This is a genomic window from Ignavibacteriota bacterium (genome assembly GCA_019637995.1).
GTDB lineage: Bacteria > Bacteroidota > Ignavibacteria > Kapaibacteriales > UBA2268 > JANJTB01.
Map to the genome: position 1 here is coordinate 367,157 of JAHBUQ010000001.1, position 21,820 is coordinate 388,976.

At 33.9% G+C, this 21,820-nt stretch carries 18 protein-coding genes and 2 tRNA genes; 15 read left to right on the plus strand and 5 right to left on the minus strand.

The window, feature by feature from the left end; all coding sequences use genetic code 11:
• Nucleotides 1-2: 2 nt before the first annotated feature.
• Nucleotides 3-2,030: an OmpA family protein gene (locus KF896_01425; protein ID MBX3042355.1), complete on the minus strand. Its 2,028-nt coding sequence runs from the start codon at nucleotides 2,028-2,030 to the stop codon at nucleotides 3-5.
• Nucleotides 2,031-2,277: 247 nt separating this feature from the next.
• Between KF896_01425 and KF896_01430 the strand changes: the two genes are divergently transcribed.
• From KF896_01430 to KF896_01475, 10 genes are all read left to right on the plus strand, one after another.
• A tRNA-Pro gene (locus KF896_01430) sits at nucleotides 2,278-2,352 on the plus strand.
• 104 nt (nucleotides 2,353-2,456) lie between these two features.
• Nucleotides 2,457-3,245: a DUF3108 domain-containing protein gene (locus tag KF896_01435; GenBank protein ID MBX3042356.1), complete on the plus strand. Its 789-nt coding sequence runs from the start codon at nucleotides 2,457-2,459 to the stop codon at nucleotides 3,243-3,245.
• Nucleotides 3,245-3,634 (plus strand): fluoride efflux transporter CrcB, encoded by a 390-nt coding sequence (crcB, locus tag KF896_01440; GenBank protein ID MBX3042357.1) that lies wholly within the window; start codon nucleotides 3,245-3,247, stop codon nucleotides 3,632-3,634. The genes KF896_01435 and crcB overlap by 1 nt, the downstream gene beginning before the upstream one ends.
• A gap of 10 nt (nucleotides 3,635-3,644) precedes the next feature.
• On the plus strand, nucleotides 3,645-4,235 hold the full coding sequence (locus KF896_01445; GenBank protein ID MBX3042358.1) for a pseudouridine synthase: 591 nt from the start codon (nucleotides 3,645-3,647) through the stop codon (nucleotides 4,233-4,235).
• An 89-nt stretch (nucleotides 4,236-4,324) separates the two neighbouring features.
• Nucleotides 4,325-5,281: a hypothetical protein gene (locus KF896_01450; GenBank protein ID MBX3042359.1), complete on the plus strand. Its 957-nt coding sequence runs from the start codon at nucleotides 4,325-4,327 to the stop codon at nucleotides 5,279-5,281.
• A 17-nt stretch (nucleotides 5,282-5,298) separates the two neighbouring features.
• Nucleotides 5,299-6,120, plus strand: a complete 822-nt coding sequence (locus tag KF896_01455) for a purine-nucleoside phosphorylase (GenBank protein ID MBX3042360.1) — start codon at nucleotides 5,299-5,301, stop codon at nucleotides 6,118-6,120.
• On the plus strand, nucleotides 6,120-6,404 hold the full coding sequence (locus KF896_01460) for a hypothetical protein (GenBank protein MBX3042361.1): 285 nt from the start codon (nucleotides 6,120-6,122) through the stop codon (nucleotides 6,402-6,404). The genes KF896_01455 and KF896_01460 overlap by 1 nt, the downstream gene beginning before the upstream one ends.
• Nucleotides 6,405-6,423: 19 nt before the next feature.
• Nucleotides 6,424-7,062 carry a lipoyl(octanoyl) transferase LipB gene (lipB, locus tag KF896_01465; GenBank protein ID MBX3042362.1) on the plus strand — a complete coding sequence of 213 codons (639 nt, stop codon included), beginning with the start codon at nucleotides 6,424-6,426 and terminating at the stop codon, nucleotides 7,060-7,062.
• Between the two features lie 87 nt (nucleotides 7,063-7,149).
• Nucleotides 7,150-7,222: transfer RNA gene (locus KF896_01470), tRNA-Gly, on the plus strand.
• Between the two features lie 155 nt (nucleotides 7,223-7,377).
• The gene (locus KF896_01475) at nucleotides 7,378-7,833 is read left to right on the plus strand and encodes a LytR C-terminal domain-containing protein (GenBank protein MBX3042363.1); all 456 of its coding nucleotides are present in this window, start codon (nucleotides 7,378-7,380) and stop codon (nucleotides 7,831-7,833) included.
• Between the two features lie 51 nt (nucleotides 7,834-7,884).
• Here the strand turns inward: KF896_01475 and raiA are convergent, their stop codons facing one another.
• From raiA to KF896_01490, 3 genes are all read right to left on the minus strand, one after another.
• The gene (raiA, locus tag KF896_01480) at nucleotides 7,885-8,199 is read right to left on the minus strand and encodes a ribosome-associated translation inhibitor RaiA (GenBank protein ID MBX3042364.1); all 315 of its coding nucleotides are present in this window, start codon (nucleotides 8,197-8,199) and stop codon (nucleotides 7,885-7,887) included.
• Between the two features lie 115 nt (nucleotides 8,200-8,314).
• A complete protein-coding gene (locus tag KF896_01485; GenBank protein ID MBX3042365.1) occupies nucleotides 8,315-9,097 on the minus strand; it encodes a hypothetical protein in 783 nt (260 codons plus the stop codon).
• A 98-nt stretch (nucleotides 9,098-9,195) separates the two neighbouring features.
• Nucleotides 9,196-9,927 (minus strand): hypothetical protein, encoded by a 732-nt coding sequence (locus KF896_01490; GenBank protein MBX3042366.1) that lies wholly within the window; start codon nucleotides 9,925-9,927, stop codon nucleotides 9,196-9,198.
• Between the two features lie 156 nt (nucleotides 9,928-10,083).
• Between KF896_01490 and KF896_01495 the strand changes: the two genes are divergently transcribed.
• The gene (locus KF896_01495; protein MBX3042367.1) at nucleotides 10,084-13,254 is read left to right on the plus strand and encodes a pyruvate, phosphate dikinase; all 3,171 of its coding nucleotides are present in this window, start codon (nucleotides 10,084-10,086) and stop codon (nucleotides 13,252-13,254) included.
• Nucleotides 13,255-13,397: 143 nt separating this feature from the next.
• On the opposite strand, the gene gyrA is transcribed toward KF896_01495, so the two are convergent.
• Nucleotides 13,398-15,899, minus strand: a complete 2,502-nt coding sequence (gene gyrA, locus KF896_01500; GenBank protein ID MBX3042368.1) for a DNA gyrase subunit A — start codon at nucleotides 15,897-15,899, stop codon at nucleotides 13,398-13,400.
• Between the two features lie 476 nt (nucleotides 15,900-16,375).
• Here gyrA and KF896_01505 point away from each other — a divergent pair, with 476 nt between their 5' ends.
• The 4 genes from KF896_01505 to ubiE all read left to right on the plus strand — a co-directional run bounded on the left by KF896_01505 (nucleotide 16,376) and on the right by ubiE (nucleotide 21,655).
• Nucleotides 16,376-17,587 (plus strand): alkaline phosphatase family protein, encoded by a 1,212-nt coding sequence (locus tag KF896_01505; GenBank protein ID MBX3042369.1) that lies wholly within the window; start codon nucleotides 16,376-16,378, stop codon nucleotides 17,585-17,587.
• A gap of 97 nt (nucleotides 17,588-17,684) precedes the next feature.
• The gene (locus tag KF896_01510) at nucleotides 17,685-20,402 is read left to right on the plus strand and encodes a HEAT repeat domain-containing protein (protein MBX3042370.1); all 2,718 of its coding nucleotides are present in this window, start codon (nucleotides 17,685-17,687) and stop codon (nucleotides 20,400-20,402) included.
• Nucleotides 20,395-20,973, plus strand: a complete 579-nt coding sequence (gene gmk, locus KF896_01515; GenBank protein ID MBX3042371.1) for a guanylate kinase — start codon at nucleotides 20,395-20,397, stop codon at nucleotides 20,971-20,973. The genes KF896_01510 and gmk overlap by 8 nt, the downstream gene beginning before the upstream one ends.
• On the plus strand, nucleotides 20,966-21,655 hold the full coding sequence (gene ubiE / locus KF896_01520) for a bifunctional demethylmenaquinone methyltransferase/2-methoxy-6-polyprenyl-1,4-benzoquinol methylase UbiE (GenBank protein MBX3042372.1): 690 nt from the start codon (nucleotides 20,966-20,968) through the stop codon (nucleotides 21,653-21,655). Before gmk ends, ubiE begins: the two co-directional genes overlap by 8 nt.
• Nucleotides 21,656-21,820 lie beyond the last annotated feature (165 nt).

The window sequence follows — 21,820 nt, forward strand, 5'->3', positions numbered from 1 at the left end:
AATTATTTCACGAGCCGGACTTCAACCCGTCGATTAAGTGACTTATTTTCAGCAGTATCGTTTGGAGCATAAGGTCTTTCTGAACCGTATCCTTCTGTTATAATTCTTGAGTTATCAATGCCGTTCTTGGTCAGATAATTTGCCACTGCTTCTGCTCTTTTAAGCGATAATATCTTATTGTGATCATTTGTACCCTCGCTGTCAGTATGACCTTCTATTATGATTTTAAAATTTTTCACCTTATTGGCAAAATCCAGCAATCTTTTGAGTTCAGGTAGTGATTCCTCTTTTAATACAGATTTATCAAAATCAAAAAAGATATTATTAATTCTGATATTCACTCCTCGTTCCTGCAAATCACGGATGGATGTCATCAAAATATCTTTATAAATAGTTGTGTCATTTTTGAATTGCCGTAAATCAACACTATTAGAGGTAGGATAATATCCGAAACGCTCGGCATAATAACCGTAATTCATTCCAAGTGGGAGTGTTATGAAATAAAATCCGTCACGGGGGTCACTTTTAAGATGTCCTACCTTATTGCCTGTACTGAGGTCTTCCCAGACAATATTACATGCAATGGGCTTGCCTGTTGAATCTATTACTCTGCCTCTGATTACTGCAAGTGGCTGTGGTTTTGCCGACTCCGGAAGTGAAATCGAATATAAATCCCAACCTCCAAAACCGTCAATATCATTTTCTTTGGAAAAATATGCAAACTCACCTTCGAGGTCAACGACATAGCCCCAATCATCATTGACTGTATTAATTTCCTTACCAAGATTGACAGGTGCAGACCAATCAGTCCAGGATGTATCGTTCAAACGTACCGTTTTATACACATCCAATCTGCCGAAACCATAATGTCCGTTGGAGGAGAAATACAATGTTTTTCCGTCAGGGTGAAGATATACAGCTCTTTCAGCATAAGGGGTATTTATTGTAGGACCGAGATTGATTGGTTCACTCCAGCCGTTATCAGTTTCGAGCGAAACATATAAATCCATATTTCCCATTATACCTCCACCATAAAATCTTGAGTTCATCGGAACATGGGGACCTATTCCGCCGGGACGGTCTGAAGAGAAGATCAATGCTTTACCGTCAGGGGAGAGGCAGCCGGATTCATCATGATATTCTGTGTTTACAGGTGCCGGGAGGTGATAAATATCGCCCCAACCGTTTGAATCTTTTTCTGCAAGGTAAATATCAAACTCACCATAAGAACCATCGAAATTACCTGAAATCAATAGGGTATTTCCATCAACAGATACGTTATCTACTGTTTCATCTCTTATGCCATTAATTGGTTTGCCGATATTCACAGATTTTTGCCAAACTCCATCAATTTTTTCAGAAACCCAGATATCAGAGTTCCCATTACCACCCCGTCTGTGGTCAGCACTAAAGTATAAATATCTTCCGTCCGGTGTGGGAGTTGGATCCCATTCACTTCCGGGTGTATTAATCATATTTCCGAGGTTTTCTACTTTTAAGCCCTCTAGCTTTGCTTTGAATAATCCTATCGTACTTTCAAAAATATGTTTATAATTTGGAAATAGAGGTTTATAAGTATCATAGACAAATTCTGCCGAATCCCAAAGCTGACGCTGAATGTAGTAATCGGCTATTCGTTGCACTGCAAAAAATGCATCGTTTGATGGGGCTCTGTTTTTGATATAATTTGAATATAGAGGTATAATATCAGGCATTGCTGATTGGGCAATCATTACCTGCTCAAGCCGATGAACTTCATTAAGTAAAAGGGAATCTTTGTCCGGGAAAAGTGGCTTGTAATATTCGACAAGATATATAGAAACTGCTGCACGTCTTTGCAAATAAAGGCGGTTAGCCCAAGCTATCAGTACATTAAAAGCACTGTCGGCTGGAGCATATTTTTTGATATATTCATCATATTCTGCTGCTACTTCTGATGTAATATCTCGCCTGAGATTTATCGAACGCTGAGAAAATGCTGTTATGCTGCAGAATATAATTACAAAGTTTATTACTAATATTATTTTCAAAATTAAATCTATTCGTATTTGAGAATTCATTAAATTAATATCGGGATAATATTTTATTTATTGTTAAATTATCCAAATTCAGATTTAGTCAGAATAATGAAAAATCTTCAAAATATATTTTAAATTATCAATAATCATTATCGAAGGTCACCAACTTAGAAAATAATTATTTTTTATTTTTACAAAATATCAATAAAATATTTGTTCAAGTCAAAAAAAGTTCGTATTTTTGTAATCTTGAAATGAACGGGGTGTAGCGCAGTCCGGTTAGCGCACCTGCTTTGGGAGCAGGGGGTCGGGGGTTCGAATCCCTCCACCCCGACAAAACAAAAGGCTGAGAATAATCACTCAGCCTTTTTTATTATGTAGCTTTTTGACATATTTTACGTCTATATTAATGTATTATCAATTATATTGGAAATTATCTTGAAAAATATAAAGTTTATTCTCGTATTGTTTATTGCTTTTTTATCAGTTTACAGCTATTCATATACTCAAAGTAAGGTTGTACATTTGGGAGAATACATTGAATATGATGTATCTTTCTTTGGTGTTAAACTTGGTAAGATTATAATTGAGTCTGAAAGTTATGTTGATTTCAAAGGCAAAAAAGTTTTCAAAGCTAAGTCCGAAATGAAGTCAAATCCCGGAATACCATTTGTTAGTCTTCACGCTTTTTTTGACAGCTGGATGGACACAAGGCTAACGAACTCTTATGAGTTTGTCGGCTCGACAAAAGGGGATGAAGGCGTTTGGGAGAAAGAAACTTTCTACATGAATTATGATAAAAACATTATTACTTACGAGAAAAGAGTAGATGATAAAGTAACTGAGACCAAACCGATGCCTTTTGACAAAAAAGTTGTTGATGGTGCTGCATTATTCTTTTTTGCAAGGCAGTTTACAGATATTAAAAAAACTGTAAAAGTGCCTACAGTAATAGGAAACAGCATATCATATACTCACTTGAATTTTCATGGTACAAAGTCGCAAATTACAGTTCCTGCAATAAAATATCCTGTGAAAACTTTATATTTTGATGGTAGGGCAGAATGGGAAGGGATTTACGGTTTGAAGGGTCATTTCAAAGGTTGGTTTTCAGATGACGAAGCCCGTGTTCCAATAAAAGCTTCAATGAATGTATATGTCGGTAATGTTGATATTGAACTTGTAAAATGGTCAAGAGGGGATTGGCAGCCGCCTAAAGCGAACTGATGAATGATTATATTATAAATATGATTTGGGTCGGTACAGGTGGTTTTATCGGCTCTGCAGCGAGGTTCTCAATTTCTTATTTTTCACAAAGATTTGAGAATATTCACCCGAATTTTTCTACACTTGCTGTTAATTTAATTGGCAGTTTACTGCTTGGAATAATGAGTGAATACATCCTTGAAAATAAAAGTATATCGCAAGGTGTTGGATTATTTCTTACAGTAGGTCTTTGTGGTGGATTTACTACTTTTTCTACATTTGCCTATGAAAATATATTATTGCTGAAAGAAGGTCATTTTGTTATGGCTGCGTTGTACATATTTGGAAGTTTGATTGGCGGAATAGTACTTTTCATTTTTGGAATGTATATTTCAAAACAGCTATTATAATTTTTCAAAATTGAAAGATAATTTCAAATATTACATTTTTAATAAACCGTATAAGGTGTTGTGTCAATTCAGCACGGAAGGAAAAAAGATAACTCTCAAAGAGTATTTCCCTGATGATGATGAAATATATTCTGTCGGGAGGCTTGATTTTGATAGTGAAGGGCTACTGATTCTTACAAATGATAATCAATTAATTCATAAGCTAACTGCACATGAGAATCAGCACGAGAGGACATATCTTGTCCAGGTGGAGGGTAATATATCAAAAGATGCTTTATTATTACTTACCAACGGCATTGACATTAATTTGAAAAATACACTCTACAGAACTAAGCCATGCATGGTTAAGAAGTTAAATCAAGCTCCTGAAATTCCTGAAAGATATCCTCCTGTCAGGTATCGTGCAAACATTCCGACATCATTTATTGAAATCACTCTAAAAGAAGGAAAGAATCGGCAGGTAAGAAAAATGCTTGCTAAAGTAGGGTTTCCTGTCTTACGTCTATTGAGAACTTCAATTGGTAATCTGCATCTCGGAAGTCTGAAATGTGGCGAATATACTAAACTCAGCAGGAAATTTATTTATGATAAAATTGGTTAAATTAATTATTAAATCTAATTAGTTAAATTTATACAATAAATCTTGAAAAATTTTGTTAAATCAGTTTACATTTTTTATAAATTTCAAAATTGACGAACATAGAAAAATCAAAAAATATCGCAGCTATTGACATTGGAAGTAATTCGATTCATACGATTATTGCTTCTGTTACTGCCAGTGGTTCTTTGAACATATTATATCATGAAAAACAATCAGTACGACTTGGTAAAGGTATGGATAGCGGTATTTTGCTTGATGATACAATTTCAGCAGCAGTTGAAGTCCTGAATCAATTTGTTCAAACCGCTAAAAGATATGATGCAAAACTAAAAGCGGTAGCAACAAGTGCTGTCAGAGAGGCAAAAAACCGTCAATTCTTTTTAGACTTGATTGAACAAAAATGCGGACTCAAAATTGATGTAATTTCAGGCGAAGAAGAAGGAAAATTGATTTATCTTGGTGTTTCAGGCTCTTTGGACATAAATGATAAAAAAGTCTTGATAATTGATATTGGTGGTGGAAGTACTGAATTGATTTTAGCCGATGGTGGAGTATTCAAACTTGTCAAAAGTTTAAAATTAGGTGCAATCAGAACATCAAATGAGTTCTTTGATAATTTTGTAACAAGCGAAGAGTCAATTGAAAAATGCAAAGAGCATATCAAAGTTGTTATGAGTGAATCAATTGAATTTATCAAAAAATACGGGTATGATATTGTTGTTGGAACATCTGGCACAATTCAGGCATTGGGTAGAATTGCCCTTAGTATTTCAGGAGAGAAACCACAGAATATGTTAAATAATATTTCTATAAGCGAAAAACAGCTCAATAATATATTCAATATTATTGAGAATAACCATAAACCAGAATCCAGAGCAGAAATTTCAGGAATAGACACATCGAGAGCAGATATTATTACTGCCGGTGCTTTGATTTTAAGAAATTTAATTGATGAACTTAGATTCCCTGAAATTTTTCTATCATCTTATGCAATGCGGGAAGGGATTATTATTCAAACAAGCATTGATAATATAAACAATAATTAACATTAAGGATAAAATTTATGACAGAAATAAGAAAAAGAGTATTTACAGCAGCTGAATACATTAAAAAAATAGAATCTGAGCCGGTTGAAATTGGTATAATTCTTGGAACAGGTTTGGGACATCTTGCTGATGCAATTGAAGTTTCAAACTCAATAGATTACAGAAATATACCGGAATTTCCAGTTTCTACTGTTGAAAGCCATGCCGGCAAACTTTTATTTGGTAATGTCGGTGGTAAAAGAGTGGTTGCTCTCCAAGGGAGATTCCACCTTTATGAAGGCTACACAGCAAGCGAGATTGCTTTGCCAATAAGAGTAATGCGGGAGCTTGGTGTAAAAACACTGCTTATATCCAATGCTTGCGGTAGTTTGAATCCTTACATCAGAACAGGCGACCTTATGATAATTGATGACCATATAAATTTAATGGGAGATAATCCTTTAATCGGAGAGTATGACCCGTATTTTGGTCCTCGATTCGTAGATTTAAGTGAACCTTACAGCCAGAGAATTATCAAAATGGCTGAGTCCATAGCACTTGATTTGAATGTTAAAGTTACAAAGGGTGTTTATTCGGCGATGAGTGGTCCAAGCTTAGAAACTCGTGCTGAATATCGTATGCTTAGAATTATGGGAGCTGATGTAATCGGGATGAGTACAATACCTGAATGCATTACAGCCCGTCAGATGGGAATCGAAGTTTTCGGTGTTTCGATTATTACTGATGAATGTTATCCGGACGCATTGAAGCCGACTTCAGAAGCTGAAATTGTACATGCTGCAAATACAGCTACTCCCAAATTAAGCAAATTATTCACCGAAGTAATAAGAAGTCTGTAATGAATCTTGTTTACTACGAAATAGTCGAAGATTGCATTGAAGCAAAGAATGTCTATGATGCCTATTTGAGTATCAAACTTGACGACACATTAATCAGTCATTTGGCTATTCTGGGTAAACTTGTATTTTTTAAAGATTTTGAAAAGCCATATTTCAGAGTTATTTCAAGAGGTAAATTTACAATCAAAGGTATTGAAAATGATGATAAATTCAGAATTTTACTGCCTGATGATGCAGGAATTGAATCTCTTGAACTAATTAAATCGCATATAAATAGTTTTTAAACACTAATTAATCAAAAATATGTTCGAAATTCAGGATTGGGGATTAATAGAATATAATGAAGCGTGGGATAAGCAAAAAGAAATTGCTTCAGATATTCAGAAGAAAAGAAACCGTAATGTATTGGTATTTTGTGAGCATCCAACTGTTATTACAATCGGAAGAGCAGGTGGCAGTGAGAATATACTTATGTCACGCGATTTTCTGAAGAGTCTAGGAGTTAGCACTGTCGAAATAGACAGAGGCGGAGACGTTACAATGCATAACCCTAAACAACTTGTCGGGTATCCGATTTTCAATTTATCCTCTCTTAAAGAAGATTTGCACTGGTTTCTGCGTGAAATAGAAAATTCACTGATTGATATTATCTCTCATTGGGGCTTGACAGGTGAGAGGGTAGAAGGTTTGACGGGTGTTTGGATTGAAAGGAAGCGCAAGATAGCTGCAATTGGCTTACACTGTTCAAGATGGGTTACATCTCATGGCTTTGCTTTAAATGTTGCAAATAATTTGATGGAATTTTCGTATATAGTTCCGTGTGGCATAACTGACAAGGCAGTCACCTCAATAAGTCAGGAGCTTGGCACAGATATTGATATCGAAGAAGTGAAGCATGTGAGTGCAAAGGTCTTTGAAAAGCGATTTTTTGAAAAAAATTAAGATAAAGTAAATTTTTTTCTTGCACATTTCAAAAAATCTTAGTACATTTGAATCCCTGACAAATTACAAAATGAAATTTGTTATTAAGCGAAAGTAGCTCAGTTGGTAGAGCACAACCTTGCCAAGGTTGGGGTCGCGAGTTCGAGTCTCGTCTTTCGCTCGACAAGTCAAATTGTCACTTCCTCTTTATGCTGCATGCCTTGCTGTCATCCCCCCGATGGTAAGGCATTTTTTTTTGTTAAAAATGAAAACATTTTAGGCATACTTTTTGATAATGGTATAGTAATTAGTTTTATTATTATTCAGCATAAAGATATGAAATTTAAATTCGATCAGAAGCACCTTAACTATCTTATAATTGGCTTATTGACAATTTTAGTTACAGTAATGACTACTTCGTTTGTTCTAAGGATAGCTGTTGCTCCACCTGTTTCGGCATCAATTGATAAAACAATAGCAAAAAGCACAGCTCAGGAAGTAATACAACTTAATATTCTTAATGCTTGCGGAGCGCCGGGCTTGGCATCTAAAGCCAAAGACTATCTCAGAGCCAGAGGATTTGATGTTGTTGAAATTGGAAACAGCGATGAAATACTAAGCAAAACTGTAATTATTGACAGACTGGGAGATATTCAATCAGCACGTCAGCTTGCTTATGCATTAGGTGTTAGGGATTCTATGATTACTGCAAGAATTGACTCGAATTTATTTTTGAGAGCAACTGTAATGATTGGAAGTGACTACAACAGCTTAAAGCCATTTTCAGAATAAAAAAAAGGGCTGCCATTTAGCAGCCCACGTTTTTTTTAGTTTGTTGATAAATTATTCTACTTCTATTATATCTTTAGTTCTGTTACTTAGATGTTTGGTTTTATATTTTCGAATTTGCCTCACAATTTTTTCGGAAGCACCATGAAGACTTTTATGGAAATCATCTGAATCATCCTTTGCAACAAGTGTTGTACCCTGCATGTGCATTGTTATTTCTACCGTCTTATGAGCTTCATTGATAAATTCGATATTGGTAGAAATTATACCTTCCGTATACTTTCCAAATCCGGATGCAACCTGTAGCGCATCTTCATGCAGCTTAGGATGAGAAGAATTTGTGTGTCTGAATGTTATCTGGGTTTTCATAATAACCTCAACTATTAATGATTAAAAAATCAGTGTATGTGTATCCCAAAAAGGGATTTATTTTCAAAGAACTATAAATTAAACACGAAGTGTAAAATAATTTCTTTTAATTACTTTACGTCGTCTTGTTAAAGTTGAAAGTAACAGCAATTGATATTACTATATATCCGGGTATTACATTATAATTTTCAGTAAGCCTGGGCTCAGCAGGAACGAACTGCCGTCTGACTTTTGAAAAAATATCAGAACTACCGAATGCATAATTATAAGATGCTTCAATTACTAAACTTCCAAGAAAAGTTTCTTCCGATTGCTTGTCAAAACCAAGTTCTAAACCTGAATAAATTTTGAAAAAAGGAAAAATATCGGTATCATTGTAATTGGTTCCTCCTTCCCTTCTATCAAGTGGAATTCCACTTCTTATGCTTTCTGTCCATTCCATATTTCGCATTAAAAAGCCTAAACCACCTCCAATGAAAGTTCGAAACTGCGACACGAATGGCATATATTCTATTGTGCCAATCACAGGTATATCAGTAATGTTTATTGTTTGTGCTATTCCTCTGTATCCTGAATTATCTCCCACTTCTATATATTGTTCATAAGAATCCTTCAAATTAGAGTTTAGGATAAAAGTTTGAATACCCAAACGATAATGCTCAATCCTGAACTTCGTTCCGGCACCTATTAATGGCAGAAGAGTAAAATCACGCTTATTACCGCCGAATTCATTGTTGTAAACAGAGAAAAACCCACCCGAGCCAGAGCTGAATGGCATACCCATTGAGACAAAAATAAGTGATTTGAAACTCTTCTTACTCGTTTCAAATCCTGTTTGCGAATTACTGCAGACAGTAATCAAAATTGTCAAAATGAATATTGATGTTATGTTTTTCATACAATCTAAATATAAGAATATTTTTAATATTGTGCAAATAAAATGTTAAATTAATATTAAATAAGTTGAAAAATATCGAATAAAATAGAAATATACTGCTATTTTGTGCAAGGACATATCAATTTACGTGTTTCTTCATCAATTGAAATATCATCAAATTTTTTAAAATTTCTAACCATTTTCTTAACATTATCATAGCCCTTATTTACTCCATCAGTATTGTCCATCCAATAATTGTATGCTTCCTCATTTGAAAAATTGCAAAATTGCATCAGTGTTGCAGCCGATACATAGCCTGACTGATGCCAACCATTCCAGCAATGAAGATATAATGGTCCTAAATCCGGATTGTCAATTACTTCCTTAACCATGAGCAGAATTACTTTCAAATCCTTTCTGTCATTACCGGAATTCTGATGATAGTATAGTGTGTCTCCTGTTTCAGGATTAACTTGTATTTTATCGGCAGTTGCAAAATTTTTGGAATAAAGATACACAGCATTTGAAAAACCGTGCATACACAAATGATTTAAACCATCAGGAGGTAATGGATTGTGGTTATCACGTTTATCAGTTTTGTGGTAAAAATTATTGCTGCCTCCACGATATGCAATGCCATATAGTATTGTTCGCATATTTCTGGTGCCGTAGAGTGATTCGAAACCATTGCCGAAATTATCTGTAATCTTTTCGCTTAAACAATCAACTTTATAAAGGTTTTTAAAATAATTTACTTTTTCTTGTAGCGATTTGAACTCAGCTGATATTGAAATTTGCGACAATAATATTGTTATTATAAACACTCTTAATATATGTTTCAAATGCATCATCAACCTTAAAATTTAAATTAAAAAAAAAAATGACGTTACATTTCTGATTTGATTTCATAATTTCAATTAAAAATATATTTAAAATAATTATGCCTTATAAACTTTTTAAATAAATTGTAATTATCCATATATTTATTTTTCATAATGACTACAAAGATGAGTAAGTTGAAACATACTGTAAATTCAGACTTAATTGAAAGAACTAAAGAATTAAATTGCCTTTATCGGGTAGAGGATTTATTTAGTCAAACCCACCTCACGTTAGAAGAATTGATGAATTCTTTGTTATTGATAATTCCAACAGGCTTCAGATTTCCTGAAACAATTCAGATAAGAATCAAGTTTTTTGATAAGATTTATCACAGTACAAAATTCAAAGAAAGTAATTTCAAAATCGAAAATATTATCAAAGCGTTCGATGAGTCTTTCGGAAAAATTGAAGTCTTTTCAAGTGAAAGCGATATCCCATCAAGCCAAAATCCATTTCTTCAGGAAGAGACGCAACTACTTACAACAATTTCAGACAGAGTAGGACATTTCGCTATTTATCTTAAAGTCAGAGGCTTATTTCATGAGCTTAAAGAATTAAATGATGAGCTTACCGAATCACATAAACCTGAATGGCTGGTTATTCTTGATATGCTCAAGAAAACTGACCAAAATTTATATTCTATTTTATCTCGCAAAATGCTTAATCATCTTTTTTGTAAAGGTGTTAGAGAATCAACTGATTTGTTCAAAAAGTTAGGTTCGAATATAGACTATGATACTACTGTTTCCACTGAAATTAACAGACCAAGCAAGAAAACAGTTCTGATGCAGTCATTCAAGTTTGGTCATGAAATTTTCAAATTAGCTTCAAGATATTTCAGCGATGAAGACATAATACAAAAAATTCAGAAATGGATTCACGAAGAGAAATCTCATATTCTGATTAAGTTGCTTGCTAATCAGAATTCATCACTGACTGACCTTGCCGATGCTATAAGAAGGTATCACAGTATTAACCCGGGAGGAGAAATCGGTGCTACACCTACCAGACACGGTATAGTTGTGGCATTGATTAGAAGATTTCTGACTGAACAACTCGAATTTATTGATATTGCTAAGAATTACTTTTGGGAAGAAGATTTCTATTATTTATTGCAAAAATTGATCTTTCCAGCAGAAAGTCATGGTAAAATTGGTGGCAAAGGAGCGGGTCTTCTTCTTGCAAGAAAAATAATTGAAAAATCAAATAAATTTTCTGATGCTCTCAGGTCAGTGAGATTCCCGAAAACATGGTATATTACATCAGACGGATTAACTAATTTCATGTATTATAATAATATGGAAGATGTTTTAGACCAGAAGTATAAGGATATTGATGAAATACGTCAGGAGTATCCACATATAATTCAAGCATTTAAAAACTCCAATTTTTCACCTGAAATAATGAATGGTTTAAGCCGGGCTCTTGATGATTTTGGCGATAATCCAATAATAGTACGTAGCTCATCATTGCTTGAAGACAGACTTGGATCAGCTTTTGCAGGAAAATACAAGAGCCTGTTCCTTGCAAATCAAGGTCCAAAGCAACAGAGAATGGAAGAACTTCTTGACGCAATATCTGAAGTTTATGCTTCTACATTTGGTCCTGACCCTATTGGATACAGAACTGAAAAGGGTCTGCTTGATTATAATGAAGAAATGGCTATTCTAATTCAGGAGGTTGTCGGTGTCAAAAAAGGTAAATATTTCTTTCCGGCATTCTCCGGAGTTGCATTCAGTAATAATGAATTTCGCTGGTCACCAAGGATTGAGCGTGAAGATGGATTAATCCGTATGGTTCCTGGTTTAGGTACTCGTGCTGTGGATAGAATTGGTGATGATTTTCCAATGTTGCTTGCTCCGGGAAAACCAAATTTAAGAGTAAATCAAACATTTCAGGAAATTGTAGGATATGCTCCGAAATTTATTGATGTAATGAATTTAAATACAAATACATTTGAAACAATTTCTGTTGATGATTTAATACGTGAAATCGGTAATGATTATCCTATGCTAAATGAAATATTTTCTATAGTAGATGGAAGAAATATAAAAAGACCAATTGGACTTGGTATAGATACAAGACAGCACGATATTATTGCAACATTCGATAATTTAATCAACGGCAAAAAATATATCGAACAAATTTATTATATGATGGTTGAACTTAAAGATAAACTCGATACTCCGGTTGACATTGAATTTGCATGTGATGGTAAGAATATTTATTTATTGCAATGCCGTCCCCAATCTTCATCCGGTGAATCTGTATCGGCGATAATACCAACTGATGTACCTCAGGAAAAAGTACTCTTTACAGCTAATAAATTTGTTTCAAACGGTAAAGTTCCCGATATAGCATTTATAGTATATGTTGACCCGCTCAAATATTCAAAATTGGAGAAACACGAAGACTTGCTTGCTGTAGGGCTTGCTGTTGGTAAACTCAATAAAATGTTACCCAAGAAGAATTTTATACTTATGGGTCCCGGAAGATGGGGAAGCCGTGATGAAATAAAGCTCGGTGTAAAAGTCACTTATTCTGATATACATAACTGTGCAGTTCTTATCGAAATTGCTAAACAACAAGAAAATTATACTCCTGAACTTTCTTTCGGCACTCATTTCTTTCAGGATTTGGTAGAGGCCGGAATAAGATATTTACCTCTTTATCCTGACAATGAAAACCAGGAATTTAATTGGGAGTTCTTCAACTCAAAAGAAAATACTTTGACAAGATTTTTACCGGAATTTGAACATATAGCCGACGTACTGAAAGTAATAAATGTCCGCGAGAGCACAGCAGGAAGCGTAGCACGAGTATTACTGAATGCGGATATGGGTGTAGCGATGTGTTTGCTTGCTGATTCTTCTATTTCTCAAAGTTATACGGCAAATACTGAGCTTGTGCAGAAAAGTGACAGTTATTATGATGAGCCGCTTCAATGGAGAAAACGTATGGCAGAAAGTTTAGCACTCAAAATGGATGCTGCGAGATTTGGAGTTAAGGGGGTTTATCTTTTCGGAACTGTGTTTAACGAAACTGCGAGCGCAAATTCCGATATTGACCTTCTTGTTCATTTTGAAGGAAGCGAAGATCAACGCAGGGAACTTAATACTTGGTTTGAGGGATGGAATCATTGCCTGAGTCAAATTAATTACAATCGCTCAGGCTATTATATTGAAAAATTTCTTGATATAACTTATATTTCGGAAAAAGATTTCAAGGACCAAAAATATTATGTGGACTTGATGGATTCAGCTAATCATTCTTCAAGAAAATTAAGTATGGGTTGATGAAAAATATCTGATTATCATTATTGTTCCTCAATTTACAACAGAATTCAACTAATATTGTTAGCTCATATACGAAATCTAATAAAAAAAAGCCCCTTAGGAATCATAAAGGGCTTTGCATTTTTAATAACAATCAAATGAATTTATAACAAAGGTTCCTGACCGTTTGCATCAGTATGATCGAAATCAATTTCCTCACCGGTAATTTCATCATCATCACGATTTACTGTAGTAATGTCAGCAATTTTATCGCCTTCATCCAGTCTGATAAGTCTTACACCTTGAGTATTTCTACCAATTGTACGAATATTTTTGATGCTTTGACGGATAAGAATACCATTTACAGTCATAACCACTAAATCCTCGCTGTCATTAGCAGGCAGAAGCCCAATTACTTTTCCGGTTTTAGAGGTAAGATTCATCGAAATAACACCTTTGGCGCCGCGTTTTGTTAGTCTGAAATCTTCGTGCTTGGTTCGTTTTCCATAACCTTTGTCACTTACAACCAGCACTTGTGTATCAGCACGCTTGATAACAATCATTGAAATTACATAGTCGTCTTTTGATAATGAAATTCCTCTCACACCAGCGGCGGTTCTGCCCATACCTCTGACATCACTTTCTCTGAATCTGCAGGCAAGACCTTCTCGTGTACCGATGATAACATCGCAATTTCCATCTGTGATTTGTGCTGAAATCAGTTTATCCCCTTCATCAAGATTAATTGCAATTATTCCTGTCTGCCTTACATGGGCGAATGCTGAAAGCCCCGTTTTCTTGATTGTTCCGCTTTTTGTACACATCATAGCGAATTCATTATCCGTAAATTCTTTAACAGGCATTAATGCAGTTACTTTTTCATCAGGCAATTTTCCGATTACATTAGCAACAGACCTGCCTTTTGAATTTCTGCTTCCTTCCGGTATGTCGTAAACCTTGATTCTATATACTCTTCCGGCATCAGTAAAGAATAAAATATATTGATGAGTAGATGCCTGATAGATAAATTCAATAAAGTCATCGTCATAAGTGGCTGTACCGCTCGAGCCTCTGCCGCCTTTGTTTTGGCGACGGTAATTAACCAGTGCTGTTCGCTTGATATACCCATTATGAGACATTGTTACGATTACCTCTTCATTAGCTATCATATCCTCAATAGAAAATTCACGGGAATCCATAACAATTTCAGTTCTTCTTTCATCACCGAATTTATTTTTCAGCTCAAGAAGTTCTTCTTTGATTATTTCCATTTGAAGATTATGATTATCTAAAATTGATTTGAGTTTTTCAATTAATTGAAGTATTTCGCGATATTCTTTTTGAATTTTCTCTCTTTCAAGACCGGTCAATCTTTGAAGTCTCATTTCGAGAATCGCTTTTGACTGAATTTCCGATAGTCCGAAGTTTTCCTGAAGTGCAATAGATGCAGTATTCGGGTCACGCGAATCTCTGATAGTTTTGATTACAGCATCAAGATTATCAAGAGCAATTATAAAACCTTCCAAAATGTGAGCACGTTTCTCGGCTTGGTCAAGTTCAAACTTGGTTCTTTTTACAACAATTTCATTTCTGAATTTGATGAAATAATGCATCATTTGTTTAAGTGTCAGCACTTTTGGTCTGCCATTAACAAGTGACAGCATATTCGAGCCGAAAGTAACCTGCAATTGAGAATGTTTAAATAAATTGTTAAGTACAACATCAGCATTAGCATCACGCTTGAGGTCAATAACGATTCTCATTCCGTTCCTATCAGATTCATCATTAAGACCTGAAATATCTTCAATTACCTTACTGCGAACAAGGTCTGCAATCTTTTCAATCAGATTGGCTTTATTTACTTGATATGGTAGCTCTGCTACAATTAATGACTGTCTGGATTTGGCTTTATTCTCTTCAATGAAGACTTTCGCTCTTACTGTAATTTTTCCGCGTCCGGTGAGATATGAATCTCTAACACCATTATAACCGTAAATAATACCGCCCGTCGGGAAATCAGGAGCAGGAATAATTTTCATTATTTCTTCATCGGTTAAATCTGGATTCTCAATTAAAGCCATCAAACCATTTATAATTTCTGTTAAATTGTGTGGAGGAATATTTGTTGCCATGCCAACAGCAATCCCGCTTGCGCCGTTAACAAGTAAAGTTGGAAGTACAGTTGGAAGTACTGTTGGTTCTTTTAACGATTCATCAAAATTATTCTGAAATTCAACAGTATTTTTATCAATATCTCTTAAAGTCTGAGTTGCTATTTGTGCAAGTCTTGTTTCTGTGTAACGCATTGCAGCAGGTGGGTCGCCGTCAACTGAGCCGTAGTTACCCTGACCATCAACAAGTGGATAACGCATACTCCAATTCTGAGCAAGTCTAACCATTGCTTCATAAACTGAGCTGTCTCCATGAGGGTGATACTTGCCAAGCACTTCACCAACAAGACGTGCTGACTTTTTGTAAGGACGGTTGGGTGCGAGACCTAATTCCTGCATCGCAAATAATATTCGTCTGTGAACAGGCTTAAGACCATCACGTACATCCGGTAAGGCACGCGATACTATTACTGACATTGAGTAATCCAGATACGAATTACGCATTTCATCTTCGAGAAGGGTCTCGACTATGTTACCTTTATCAAGCAGTGACATAAATTTATCTTTATTTAGAAAGTGAGTTATAACAAACTTACAAAAATACGAAAAAATAAGCATTTAAGCAAGAAATATCAAGCTTTCTAATGCTTTTGTAGTATTCATGATTGAAAATTTCAGATTGCCTCTCAAACTACTTATATTCACAAATACTAATAATTTATTCATTTTGCATACTTCTGCCATAGTCTGAAATATCAGTGAAACATAACTGATTATTATTCAATAGATTAATCGAAAATTTTCTTCTTCGTCAGGAGCATCTGAATTTATATTATTTAGTGTTGCAAAACACGAAAATTTAATTTATTGCTCTGAATAAATCTGATATGGAGTGGGTGATGTTTTTGTAAATTAATATTGCCACATACAATTTAAAATAATTCGAAAATCAAAACTTTTTTTCTAAAATTAATTAACACTTAATCAATTTTTATTATTTTAGAATCATTATTAAATTACATTTTATAAATATGAAAAAATTTACTTTGATCTTGTGTTTGGCTTTTATTTCTATATTTGGTTTTACTAAATCAGAAGATAATAAGCAAATTGTCATTTTAGTTTCGCTTGACGGTTTTCGTTGGGATTATCTCGATAGGGGCAAAAGTCCAAAACTTAGCGAAATTGCATCTGATGGAGTACGAGCTTCCTCGCTTCAACCTCAATTCCCAACAATGACATTCCCGAATCATTATTCTATAATTACCGGGCTTGTTCCTGAAAACCATGGTATAATTGCAAATTATTTCAATAATCTATATGATACGACATTTTTCTCACTCAAACAACCTTATGTTACTAACTCAATTTGGTATATGGGTGAAGCTTTTTGGGAGACAGCCAGACGTAATGGTATCATAACAGCATCATATTTCTGGCCCGGCTCAGAAATTGAACTGGACTACAGAAGACCAAATTACTACCACATCTATGATCACAACAGACCTTATGAAGAAAGAGTAAATGGTGTACTGGATTGGCTCTCATTGCCGGATTCCTTAATGCCGAGATTTGTCACTCTTTATTTTGATGAGACTGATTCTAAAGCCCATCGTCACGGAACCGATTCACCAATGCTAAATGACGGAATAGTTAGAGTTGACAAAATTGTGGCTATGCTCGATAGTGGTATTACTTCTTTGGGACTTAAAGAACGTGTAAATTTAATTATCTTATCCGACCATGGTATGGCTGATATGGCGGAAGATAGAATAATTGCCATTGATGAAATTTTACATGATAAAACAGATATAAGCATTACCGCATTGAGTACACTCGCATTCATCAATCCACCTAAAGATAAAATCAATAGTGTATATCAGAAGCTAAAGAAATCTGAAAAAGGATATAAAGTATATTTGAAGAAAGACATACCAAAGCGACTAAGATACAGTAAACATCCATTTATTTCTGAGATAATGATGTTTGCTGAACATGGATGGCTGATAGGTGACACAAGGAAATGGAGCGATAAATATATTGCAACTCATGGATATGACAACAAGCATCCGGAAATGCACGGGATTTTTATTGCCCGAGGTCCGGCATTTAAAAATAATTATAAAAGCGGTACTTTAAACAATATTGATATATATCCGTTACTTTGTAAATTATTTGATATTTATCCGGCTGGTAACATTGATGGTGATATTTTAAATATCATTCATTTACTAAATGAGTAAATATGGCATAAATTATGATAATGAAAAATTGATTTATTGAATTGATTTCGGAACAGGTTTGAAAAATATTTTAGTACTTTTTTTATTAATTATTTCTGTGAATTTGTACTCACAGAATTTATTTTATAACTCTGAAAAGTTTAATAATTTATACAACAACCTGCTGACTACTCACGAATTGAGCGTCAGAGATATATTTATTCCCGAATCTTATAAACAAGAAATCAAGTATGAACTATTATTATATAAAGATTTATTGAAATATCCGCCAAGTTCAAACTTACTTACTGAGAAATTGGCTCTAAATTTGAAAAATAATTCTCTAAATAAAGAAAATTTAGCTGACATTTGTAGCAAAATTTCAGTTAAGCCATTTCAAATGATTGAATATGATGATTTTCTTGCTAATGATTTTATCAATAAGATGTTGGGTATTAATCTTGACAGTACATTTTCGTTTCCTGCTTCACTTATTATCAAACAATATTTGATTCCAATTCTTAAAGTATATAAAAGTTTGGAGAATGATTTTATTCTAAGTAATAAACCGGAAGTAAGATTTCTTAAAAAATATGCAGATTCTTTGCTTTTTGTTGAGAAAACAGAAATTCATAATCCTTATCAATACCATCATTTTCAGAAAAATAACACCGAAATTGCTCGCAATTTTTTCAATTATTCCGATGGTTTTAAACAAAGCAATGTAATTAATTATGGCTATTCGTTATATTCACATTTTGATAAAGTAAATCAAATTACTCTTGATAACATTGATGATTTGAAATCACAGGTTAAAACGGTTATCGTAGAAACCAATCTTGGTAAAATTGCGATAGGAGGTACCGGTGATGATTCTTATTCAGGCAATTTCTTACTTATAATTGACCTTGGTGGAAATGATACTTACAATATTGAATCTGTCAGTAAAGAGCTTCTTTCGCTAAGTCCTGTACACGTTATTATTGATTTAAGCGGTGATGATAATTATAAAGCAGGTGATTTTTCTCTTGGATGCGGTTATTTTGGTATAAATATTTTGATGGACTTAGCCGGTAAAGATAAATATAACGCCGGAAATTATTCTTTAGGTGCTGCAATTTTTGGTTTTGGTATTTTGCATGACTTTGATGGTGATGATTTATATGTTGGTAAGAATTTTACTCAAGGTGCTGCATTTTTTGGCTTCGGATTTCTGTTGGATGATAAAGGTAAAGATGAATTCAGAGCTGGAAGCTTTTCTCAGGGCTTTGCTACCACAGCCGGATTCGGAATTTTGATTGACAAATTTGGCGATGATAAATATACTTCTAACTCTTTTATGAAAAAATCTGCTATTGAGTCAAATAATTCGGTCTCATTTTCTCAAGGTGCTTCCCTTGGTTATGAAGCCTTAGCGGCAGGTGGAATTGGACTCCTTATCGATTTATCCGGCAATGATAAATATATTGCTGATTCATATTCTCAGGCAGTTGCGATTAATTATGGGATTGCAGGATTGTATGACTTTGAGGGTAATGATGAATATAATTGCCGCGATTTTGGTCAGTCTTTTGCAGCTAACTTTTCAATGAGTAATTTTTATGATTATATCGGGAATGATAAGTATTCATCAGGTATTTCAACTTTAGCAAGCTCATATAGTTATTCATATAGTAGCCTTTTCGATATTTCAGGAGATGATTCTTTTTTCAATTCAGAAAAAGTATTTGTTAAACAAAACCCTGCAATTTCTTTATTCATAAAAACTTCAGGAAAAGCAAATTACAAAGGGTATTGCTCGCTAAATAAAGATCGGAAATTTTCATTTAATACTCAAAATTCATCTTATAATTTAGTTATTAATGATATAAATAATTTAGTCAATGATGATTTAGAACATCCTTCAGAAGATTATTCCAATTTATCATTTAAGCTATTCAATTTGCCTCTTATGAATATCGAATTTAAAAATTCTGAGAAAAACTTTCTTTTGCCATCAAGTATTGACAGTTTGGCTGTGATAGCTATTTCTCCACTTGAAAATTTCAAAAAATTTGCTTCTTCAGCAAAAGACAGTCTTGCAAAATATAGTATTTCAGATATGATAGCAATTGAAAATGTAATTGATTTAAGCGACAAACACAATTTATCAGTTTATGAGTTCATTATTAATAAAATTATATCACGAAAAGAAAAAAATGACTTTTCTGAACTGACAAAGCTAATTAATACAGAAAATCAATATACATTTGGAGTATATTCCAGAGTAATGACCCGACACTACCCTGAAGAGTCAAAACTATATATTACACTCAGATTCACAGATAAAAATCCACAGATTAGAGAAGCCGCAATAACTTCATTAGGAAGAATAAATAATATTGCTGTTGCTGAGAATATTTCCGGATACTTAAACGACAGAGATATTTCAGTGCGTTGTGCAGCAGCCATAACATTGGGTATGATGAAGCAACCCGGATACCTGGAAGCATTAAATCAATCATTTGAAGATGGATTATTCGCCATAAGAGATGCCGCTTATAAGGGTATTGTATCAAATCTGTCACCTGATTTCTTATTTGTCGAAAGTTTGTTAAGCGATAAAATCAGTTCTGCAATGAAAACAAAACTCATTCCACTGATTTTGAAAGCCGACTTAAATGATAAGGAGTTCAGAGAATTTCTTAAATTGTTTAAATCTCAGGATAGTAGCATTAAAGCTATATTTTACTCTGAATTATCTAACAATAATTCAAAACAATGGACGAAAAGACATAAGCAAATTATTAAAAATGAAAAAGACAACGAATTAATAAAATTATTAAAACATGAATAAAAAAAGACTTTTAGTTTTGTCATCACCAAGCGGTGGGGGAAAGTCCACCATCGCAAAAGAATTAATGAATACATACTCAAATTTGAGATTTTCTGTTTCTGCAACCACCCGAAAACCAAGAGCAGGTGAGCAAAATGGTGTGCAGTATTACTTCCTTGGTAAAGAGGAATTTGAAACTAAAATCAATAAAAATCAATTTGTGGAATATGAAGAAATTTTTGGGAATTATTATGGCACTTTGAAATCAGAAATTGATAAAGCATTTTTTGATTCTGAATGCCTGATTTTTGACGTAGATGTCAAAGGGGCAATGTCAGTCAAACAAAATTATCCTGAAGATGCACTTTTGCTTTTCATAATTCCACCCGATATTGATACTTTGGAAAAAAGACTGCGCAGTCGCAGCACCGAAACTGAGGAGCAGATCCGACTAAGACTAAGTAGAGCAGAGCTGGAGTTGGCGTATCAAGATAAGTTTGATCACATAATTGTAAATGACGAATTGGATAAAGCAATAAAAGAAACAGTTGAATTTATCGGAGAGAAAATGGAGGTTAGGATAGATGAGTGAGCAAGTTCGTGATATGTTTTCTGATATTTCAGCAGAGTACGATTTACTTAATGATGTGCTTTCTTTTGGTCGTCACCGCTGTTGGAAAAATAAATTCGTAAAAAATATCAAATTACCAAATGATGGTAAGCATCTTGATGTTGCAACCGGAACAGGTGATATTGCTGAATTAGTTGTAAAAAAATATGGAATGAAAACCGAAATAATCGGAGTTGATTTTTCTGAAAGTATGATTATTAAAGCACGATTCAGGAAAAATTCCAAATATGTAAATTTGGATTTTCAAACAGGAGATGCAACAGATTTAAAATACCCTGATAATTATTTCGATTCTGTTTCGATTTCTTTTGGAATAAGAAATATTCCGAGTCTTGTAAAAGCTATCGAAGAAATGGGGAGAGTCATAAAGCCAGGAGGCTTACTTGCAATAATGGAATTTGGTACACCATCGCAGCCTTTCAACATTATATATAAATTTTATTCGAAATATTTAATTCCTAATATCGGAAAAATAATGACAGGAAACGATTTTGCATATAAATACCTTCCGGAAACAATCAAAAAGTTTCCTTATGGAGAAGAATTTAAAAAAATCGTTATCTCGACAAATATCTTCAGCGATATTAAAGTAAGTAAAATGGATTTTGGAGCTGTGTTTGCATATTACTGCACTAAAAAGTAGTTTCTTTGCAAAATTATTTGTTTTCCGATATTCGGCAAATTGCATGAATTTGAAGAATCAAGATTATAGCTTCAATTCATTGCACAGAAAAATCATCACATGGCAGACTTTACTTTTTATAAAAGTATTTACTTTTATAATCAAGAAGATTTTAATAGTGAAATA

What these genes read in the sequence shown, in the direction of transcription:
- crcB (MBX3042357.1), top strand. Translation starts at nt 3,245, where the DNA reads ATGAATGATTATATTATAAATATGATTTGGGTCGGTACAGGTGGTTTT.
- KF896_01455 (MBX3042360.1), top strand. Translation starts at nt 5,299, where the DNA reads ATGACAGAAATAAGAAAAAGAGTATTTACAGCAGCTGAATACATTAAA.
- KF896_01460 (MBX3042361.1), top strand. Translation starts at nt 6,120, where the DNA reads ATGAATCTTGTTTACTACGAAATAGTCGAAGATTGCATTGAAGCAAAG.
- lipB (MBX3042362.1), top strand. Translation starts at nt 6,424, where the DNA reads ATGTTCGAAATTCAGGATTGGGGATTAATAGAATATAATGAAGCGTGG.
- KF896_01475 (MBX3042363.1), top strand. Translation starts at nt 7,378, where the DNA reads ATGAAATTTAAATTCGATCAGAAGCACCTTAACTATCTTATAATTGGC.
- raiA (MBX3042364.1), bottom strand. Translation starts at nt 8,199, where the DNA reads ATGAAAACCCAGATAACATTCAGACACACAAATTCTTCTCATCCTAAG.
- KF896_01485 (MBX3042365.1), bottom strand. Translation starts at nt 9,097, where the DNA reads ATGAAAAACATAACATCAATATTCATTTTGACAATTTTGATTACTGTC.
- KF896_01490 (MBX3042366.1), bottom strand. Translation starts at nt 9,927, where the DNA reads ATGATGCATTTGAAACATATATTAAGAGTGTTTATAATAACAATATTA.
- KF896_01495 (MBX3042367.1), top strand. Translation starts at nt 10,084, where the DNA reads ATGAGTAAGTTGAAACATACTGTAAATTCAGACTTAATTGAAAGAACT.
- gyrA (MBX3042368.1), bottom strand. Translation starts at nt 15,899, where the DNA reads ATGTCACTGCTTGATAAAGGTAACATAGTCGAGACCCTTCTCGAAGAT.
- KF896_01505 (MBX3042369.1), top strand. Translation starts at nt 16,376, where the DNA reads ATGAAAAAATTTACTTTGATCTTGTGTTTGGCTTTTATTTCTATATTT.
- gmk (MBX3042371.1), top strand. Translation starts at nt 20,395, where the DNA reads ATGAATAAAAAAAGACTTTTAGTTTTGTCATCACCAAGCGGTGGGGGA.
- ubiE (MBX3042372.1), top strand. Translation starts at nt 20,966, where the DNA reads ATGAGTGAGCAAGTTCGTGATATGTTTTCTGATATTTCAGCAGAGTAC.